The following is a 5,926-nucleotide window of genomic DNA, read 5'->3' as shown; positions in this document are numbered from 1 at the left end:
CTCGGCGGCCACGGCCCCGTCCTGCTGCGGCTCGGCGGGCAGCACGGTCTCGGCCGCCTCGGCGGCGGCGCCCTGCGGGGCGCCGGCCGGGCGGGAGACCGCACGGCGACGACGGCGCGGCGGGGCCGCGGCACCGCCGTCGGCAGGGGTGTCGGCCGGTTCCGCAGCGGACTGCGGTTCGGTGTTCTCGAGCATGCGGGTGGATCTCCCGTCAGGCCCCCGGGCTCCGCATCCGGGCACGGCTCGGCACCTGGTTCACGGCGGCCATGGTGATGGCGTGCCGGCTTCCACGGTGCTGCCGTGCGGACGCGAGGCCGCACAGGAGCTCGTAGTCTCGCTCGGCGTCCCGCACGGTGCGGGATGCCGAAAGTCTTCTGGTCTGACCAGTCTTCTCGTTGTCCAGGTCGGGCCGCGGGGGCCCGGCTGCGTGCGACGACGCTCGCTCCCCTGGGAAGCCGCGGGGACCGGGGAGCCACGGCCCGGTGGTGAGCCCTGGCTCCCTGCCCACTCGGCGGTCGGCAGAGGCGCGCGGCCCTGCGGCCGCTATCGGCCTGCCGGGGCCGCGGCGCGATCGAGCGCCAGCGGGTCGGTCACCGTGCCGGTCTCCTCGTCGAGCGGCCCCTGCGCCAGCCTGGTCACCTCAGCGGGGACCGGCGGCGCCAGGTCGGCCGTCGCACGGAGACCGGACAAAACGTCGTCGGGTCGTACGGCGGGTGTGGCATGTCGTACTACCAGCCGCAGTATCGCACAGGGTGAGCCCGGACGAACATCGTCGGCACGCTCTGTGCCAGTGTCGTTACCATCGCCCACCTGCGACGGGAGCACCTGCAGCGACGCGACGGCCCCACGGGCGTCGAACACCCGCACGCCGTTCTTGGTCGTGCGCTGCACCTCGACGGCCTCCTCGGCCAGGAACGCGGCGACCGCGCGGGCCGCCTCCTCCTGCTCGACGCCGGCCAGCCGCAGCTGCCACTCGGAGGCCTCCAGGCGCTCGACGAAGTTGGCGGTGCGGACCTCGACGGCGTCGACGACGTCCAGGCCGAGCGGCAGCGACCCGTCGAGCTGGGCCCGGAGCTCCTCCGGGTCACGGGCCTCGGCGAGGCCGATCTCCAGGTACTCCGCCTCGCTGGCGACGCCCGTCGGGGCGGCGTTGGCGTAGGAGACCTTGGGGTGCGGGGTGAAGCCGGCGGAGTACGCCATGGGAACGGCCGAGCGGCGGAGCGCACGCTCGAACGCCCGCTGGAAGTCCCGGTGGCTGGTGAAGCGCAGACGGCCGCGCTTGGTGTAGCGGAGACGGATGCGCTGCACCGTCGGCGCGGGCGGCGGACCGTCGGGCGTGCGGCGTGCCAGGGCTGCTCAGTCCTTAGATCGGTGTCCCGTCCGGCCGTACCGGCCGGTTGCTTGTCAGGACAAGGGTACGCGCCCGGGCCCGCCGCCCGGACCGGGTCACCCCACCAGGGCCCGCCGGACCTCCCGCAGCACCCGCCCGATCTCGGCCTTCGCCGGCCACCACACCTCTCGCCGCACCCAGCGGCAGGGCCGCACCACCAGGAAGCGCCAGATCCGCCCGCCGATCCGCCAGGCCCGGACGATCGCCCTCCCCAGCTCGCGGAGCACCGGGTACAGCAGCACCCGCCACAGCCACACCAGCGGCACCGCCACCAGGACGCGCGCCGCCCACCCGAACCCCCGGGCGAGCCCCGACAGCAGCCACAGCACCCCGCGGCCGCACGGCGCCAGCACGTACCGCCACAGCGCCGCGAGGGGGACGACCACGAGGTGGCGGCCGAGCACCAGCAGCCCGCGGCCCAGCGGCAGCAGGACGTTACGGCCCAGCCAGCCCAGCGGCAGCGCGACCAGCACCCGGCCGCACCGGCGCAGCGCCGCCCACCCGGCCCGCCCGGCCGGCGCCAGCACCTCCCGGCCCAGCCGGGCCAGCGCGTGCCCGCACGGCACGAGGACGTACCGGTACAGCTGGACGAGCGGCCACACCAGCGTCCAGTACAGGAGGCGGCAGACCTGCAGCACCAGCCACCCGAGCGCCCGCCCGCAGGGCCGCAGCACGGTGACCAGCAGCAGCTCCCAGAGGAAGCGCAGCGGCACCACCACCAGCAGCGCGAAGACCCGTGCCGGCACCCGCACGAACGCCACCAGGCACCCCTCGGCGGGTCTCTCCCCGGTCATCCGTCTCCCGTCGGCGTTTCCGTATGAGGACAGAAAAGTACACGACCGCATCCGGCGGACGGACGGCTCGTTGGCCGGGGTGTGAAGACGGAATCACCAGGAGGCGCACCGCGGGTGCGCTGGCGCGAGAACGACCTCGCGCTGCTCGAAGAACTGCTGGCGGGCGAGCGGTCACTGCCGCGGAACGCCCCGCGCGCCCTGCTGTCGGTGAGGCTCTCGACCCTCACGGCCGACACCACGTCCCCGGTGCGCCAGGAACTCGATCTGCGACGGCTGGCGCGGGACCGCGGCTTCCGCGTCGTCGGAGTGGCCGCCGACCTGAACGTCTCCGCAACACGCGTCCCGCCGTGGAAGCGGAGACAGCTGGGGCACTGGCTGAACGAGCGGGCCCCCGACTTCGACGTCCTGCTCTTCTGGAAGCTGGACCGCTTCGTCCGTCGTCTGACCGACCTCAGCGTCATGATCGGATGGTGCGAGGACCACGGCAAGAACCTGGTGTCGAAGCACGAGGCCATCGACCTGTCCACCGCAGCGGGGAAGGAGCTGGCGACCGTGCTCGGCAGCGTGGCCGAACTCGAGGCGGGCGGCACCAGCACTCGCATCACCAGTCTCTGGGCGTACACGAAGACCCAGTCGGACTGGCTGGTGGGCAGGCCTCCCTACGGCTACGCGACGAGTGCCGGGGGCAGGCTGGTCGTCGAACCAGGAGCCGCCCGTGTTCTGCGCTGGTGCCGCCACGCGGCACTGCGCGGGGTGTCGGCGCGCCGGATGGCTGCCGTGCTCCACCGGGCCCGGATCCCCACGGGCGGTGGTGGCCGGTGGACCGCAGCAACGCTGCTGCGGCGGCTGCGGAACCCCGCGCTGCGTGGGTGGCGGGTGGAGGTCGACAAGGACGCGGGCGTCCGCCGGTCGAGGGTCGTGTGCGACCGGTCCGGCCGTCCGATCCGGGTGGCCGATCCGATCTTCGGCGAGGAGGAGTGGCAGTCGCTCCAGTCGGCCCTGGACCGCAGGGCCACCACGCAGCCGCACCGGAGCCCCGGTGGTGCCACCGAGTTCCTCGGAGTCCTGGTGTGCGCGGACTGCGACACCAACATGACGGTCCACCGGACCACGACGAACCGGCGCACCTACGCCTACCTGCGCTGCCGGGTCTGCCCCGGCGGGGGCCTGGGGGCGCCCCGACCCGACGCCGTGTACGACAGGCTCTCCGCCGAGGTCGTGACCAGGCTCGGGGCGTTCCCCGTTCGTGTGCGGGAGTACCGGGGTGACACGGGCGGGACCGACGGGCCGGCCGCAGCGTGCTGGACGGTGTCGTCGGACGGCGACACCTTCGGTGACCGCTGGCAGCGCGAGGGCGCCGGGACGATGGCGGAGGACCTCCGGCGGGGCCGGGTCACCTGCCGTGTCCGCCGGACGAGGGTTCCCGGGCAGCGGGCGCCGGACGTGGGCCTGGAGCTGGCCGTCCCGCCCGATGTGGAGGAGCACCTGATCGTCAGGCGCGACGCCTTCGCGGGCGGATCCGGCTCATGACGAAAGGCCGTCGGCCCCGTCCGAGGACGGGGCCGACGGCACATGGGCTCACTACTTGTTGACCACGCTCAGCGGCAGCAGCTTCTGGCCCGTGGGGCCGACCTGGATGTGCGTGCCGAGCTGAGGACACACCCCGCAGTCGAAGCACGGGGTCCAGCGGCAGTCCTCGACCTCGACCTCTTCGAGGGCGTCCTGCCAGTCCTCCCAGAGCCAGTCCTTGTCGAGGCCGCTGTCCAGGTGGTCCCAGGGCAGCACCTCCTCGTAGGTGCGCTCACGGGTGGTGTACCAGTCGACGTCGACGCCGGTGCCGGCGAGGCCCTTCTCGGCGCAGGCCATCCAGCGGTCGTAGGAGAAGTGCTCGCGCCAGCCGTCGAAGCGGCCGCCGTCGTCGTAGACGGCGCGGATGACGGCGCCGATCCGGCGGTCGCCGCGGGAGAGCAGGCCCTCGACGATGCCGGGCTTGCCGTCGTGGTAGCGGAAGCCGATGTTCTTGCCGAACTTGCGGTCGTGCCGGATGGAGTCGCGCAGCTTGGCGAGGCGGGCGTCGGTGTCCTCGGCGGACAGCTGCGGGGCCCACTGGAAGGGGGTGTGCGGCTTGGGCACGAAGCCGCCGATGGAGACGGTGCAGCGGATGTCGTTGCCGCCGGTGACCTCGCGGCCCTTGGCGATGACGTTCTTCGCCATCTCGCCGATCTGCAGGACGTCCTCGTCCGTCTCGGTGGGCAGGCCGCACATGAAGTACAGCTTCACCTGGCGCCAGCCGTTGCCGTACGCGGTGGCGACCGTGTTGATGAGGTCCTCCTCGGACACCATCTTGTTGATCACCTTGCGGATGCGCTCGCTGCCGCCCTCGGGGGCGAAGGTCAGACCGGAGCGGCGGCCGTTGCGGGAGAGCTCGTTGGCCAGGTCGATGTTGAACGCGTCGACGCGGGTGGACGGCAGCGACAGGCCGATCTTGTCCTCGGCGTAGCGGTCGGCGAGGCCCTTGGTGACGTCGGCGATCTCGGAGTGGTCGGCGCTGGACAGCGAGAGCAGGCCGACCTCCTCGAAGCCGGTCGCCTTGAGGCCGCGGTCGACCATCTCGCCGATGCCGGTGATGCTTCGCTCCCGCACGGGGCGCGTGATCATGCCGGCCTGGCAGAAGCGGCAGCCGCGGGTGCAGCCGCGGAAGATCTCCACCGACATCCGCTCGTGGACGGTCTCGGCGAGCGGGACGAGCGGCTGCTTGGGGTAGGGCCACTCGTCGAGGTCCATGACGGTGTGCTTGGAGACCCGCCACGGCACGCCGGGGCGGTTCGGCACGACGCGGCCGATCCGGCCGTCCGGCAGGTACTCGACGTCGTAGAAGCGCGGCACGTACACGCCGCCGGTCTTCGCGAGCCGCAGGAGCACCTCGTCGCGGCCTCCGGGGCGGCCCTCGGCCTTCCAGGCGCGGACGATCTCGGTCATGTCGAGGACGGCCTGCTCGCCGTCGCCGACGACGGCGCAGTCGAGGAAGTCGGCGATCGGCTCGGGGTTGAAGGCGGCGTGGCCGCCGGCGAGCACGATCGGGTCGTCGAGGCCGCGGTCCTTGGACTCCAGCGGGATGCCGGCGAGGTCGAGCGCGGTCAGCATGTTGGTGTAGCCGAGCTCGGTGGAGAAGGAGAGACCGAAGAGGTCGAAGTCCTTCACCGGGCGGTGCGCGTCGACGGTGAACTGCGGGACGCCGTGCTCCCGCATCAGCGCCTCCAGGTCGGGCCAGACGCTGTAGGTGCGCTCGGCGAGCACGCCCTCGCGCTCGTTGAGCACCTCGTAGAGGATCATGACGCCCTGGTTGGGCAGGCCGACCTCGTAGGCGTCGGGGTACATCAGGGCCCAGCGCACGTCGCAGGCGTCCCAGTCCTTGACGGTCGAGTTGAGCTCGCCGCCGACGTACTGGATCGGCTTCTGGACGTGCGGGAGGAGTGCCTCCAGGCGTGGGAAGACCGATTCGACTGGCATGCGGTGAGCCCTTTGGGTCGTGGACGGGGACGACCCTCAAGGTTACCGGACCCGGCCGCCCCTCCTTCCCGGCCGGAACGCACCGGTCCTTCCCGGCCGGAACGCACCGGCTCCGCGGCCGTGGAACGGGTCGGCGCCCGCGACGGCGGTGGCCGTCGGGGCGGCGGGGCGGGGGGGGGGGGCCGTTAGGAATATCACACCGAATAAAACAAATAACCACAATACTTATATC

Annotated in this window: 5 protein-coding genes; 1 reads left to right on the top strand and 4 read right to left on the bottom strand. The window is 72.6% G+C overall.

Features of this window, described 5'->3' with window-relative positions; all coding sequences use genetic code 11:
• The 3 genes from ABZ641_RS23605 to ABZ641_RS23595 all read right to left on the bottom strand — a co-directional run.
• Positions 1-195: hypothetical protein (locus ABZ641_RS23605; protein WP_359984630.1), on the bottom strand; the 195-nt coding region annotated here is incomplete at its 3' end.
• A gap of 348 nt (positions 196-543) precedes the next feature.
• A complete protein-coding gene (locus tag ABZ641_RS23600; protein ID WP_344627373.1) occupies positions 544-1,308 on the bottom strand; it encodes a TIGR03936 family radical SAM-associated protein in 765 nt (254 codons plus the stop codon).
• A gap of 138 nt (positions 1,309-1,446) precedes the next feature.
• Positions 1,447-2,184 carry a hypothetical protein gene (locus ABZ641_RS23595; protein WP_344627372.1) on the bottom strand — a complete coding sequence of 246 codons (738 nt, stop codon included), beginning with the start codon at positions 2,182-2,184 and terminating at the stop codon, positions 1,447-1,449.
• Between the two features lie 114 nt (positions 2,185-2,298).
• Here ABZ641_RS23595 and ABZ641_RS23590 point away from each other — a divergent pair, with 114 nt between their 5' ends.
• On the top strand, positions 2,299-3,714 hold the full coding sequence (locus tag ABZ641_RS23590; RefSeq protein ID WP_344627371.1) for a recombinase family protein: 1,416 nt from the start codon (positions 2,299-2,301) through the stop codon (positions 3,712-3,714).
• Positions 3,715-3,765: 51 nt separating this feature from the next.
• Here the strand turns inward: ABZ641_RS23590 and ABZ641_RS23585 are convergent, their stop codons facing one another.
• A complete protein-coding gene (locus ABZ641_RS23585; protein ID WP_344627370.1) occupies positions 3,766-5,694 on the bottom strand; it encodes a TIGR03960 family B12-binding radical SAM protein in 1,929 nt (642 codons plus the stop codon).
• Positions 5,695-5,926: the final 232 nt, after the last annotated feature.

Source organism: Kitasatospora sp. NPDC007106, assembly GCF_040634455.1.
Lineage (GTDB): Bacteria > Actinomycetota > Actinomycetes > Streptomycetales > Streptomycetaceae > Kitasatospora > Kitasatospora arboriphila.
This window is presented reverse-complemented; position numbering and strand designations above follow the sequence as displayed.

Excerpts from the sequence above, each read along its gene's own strand:
- ABZ641_RS23595 (WP_344627372.1), bottom strand. The coding sequence starts at position 2,184 with ATGACCGGGGAGAGACCCGCCGAGGGGTGCCTGGTGGCGTTCGTGCGG.
- ABZ641_RS23585 (WP_344627370.1), bottom strand. The coding sequence starts at position 5,694 with ATGCCAGTCGAATCGGTCTTCCCACGCCTGGAGGCACTCCTCCCGCAC.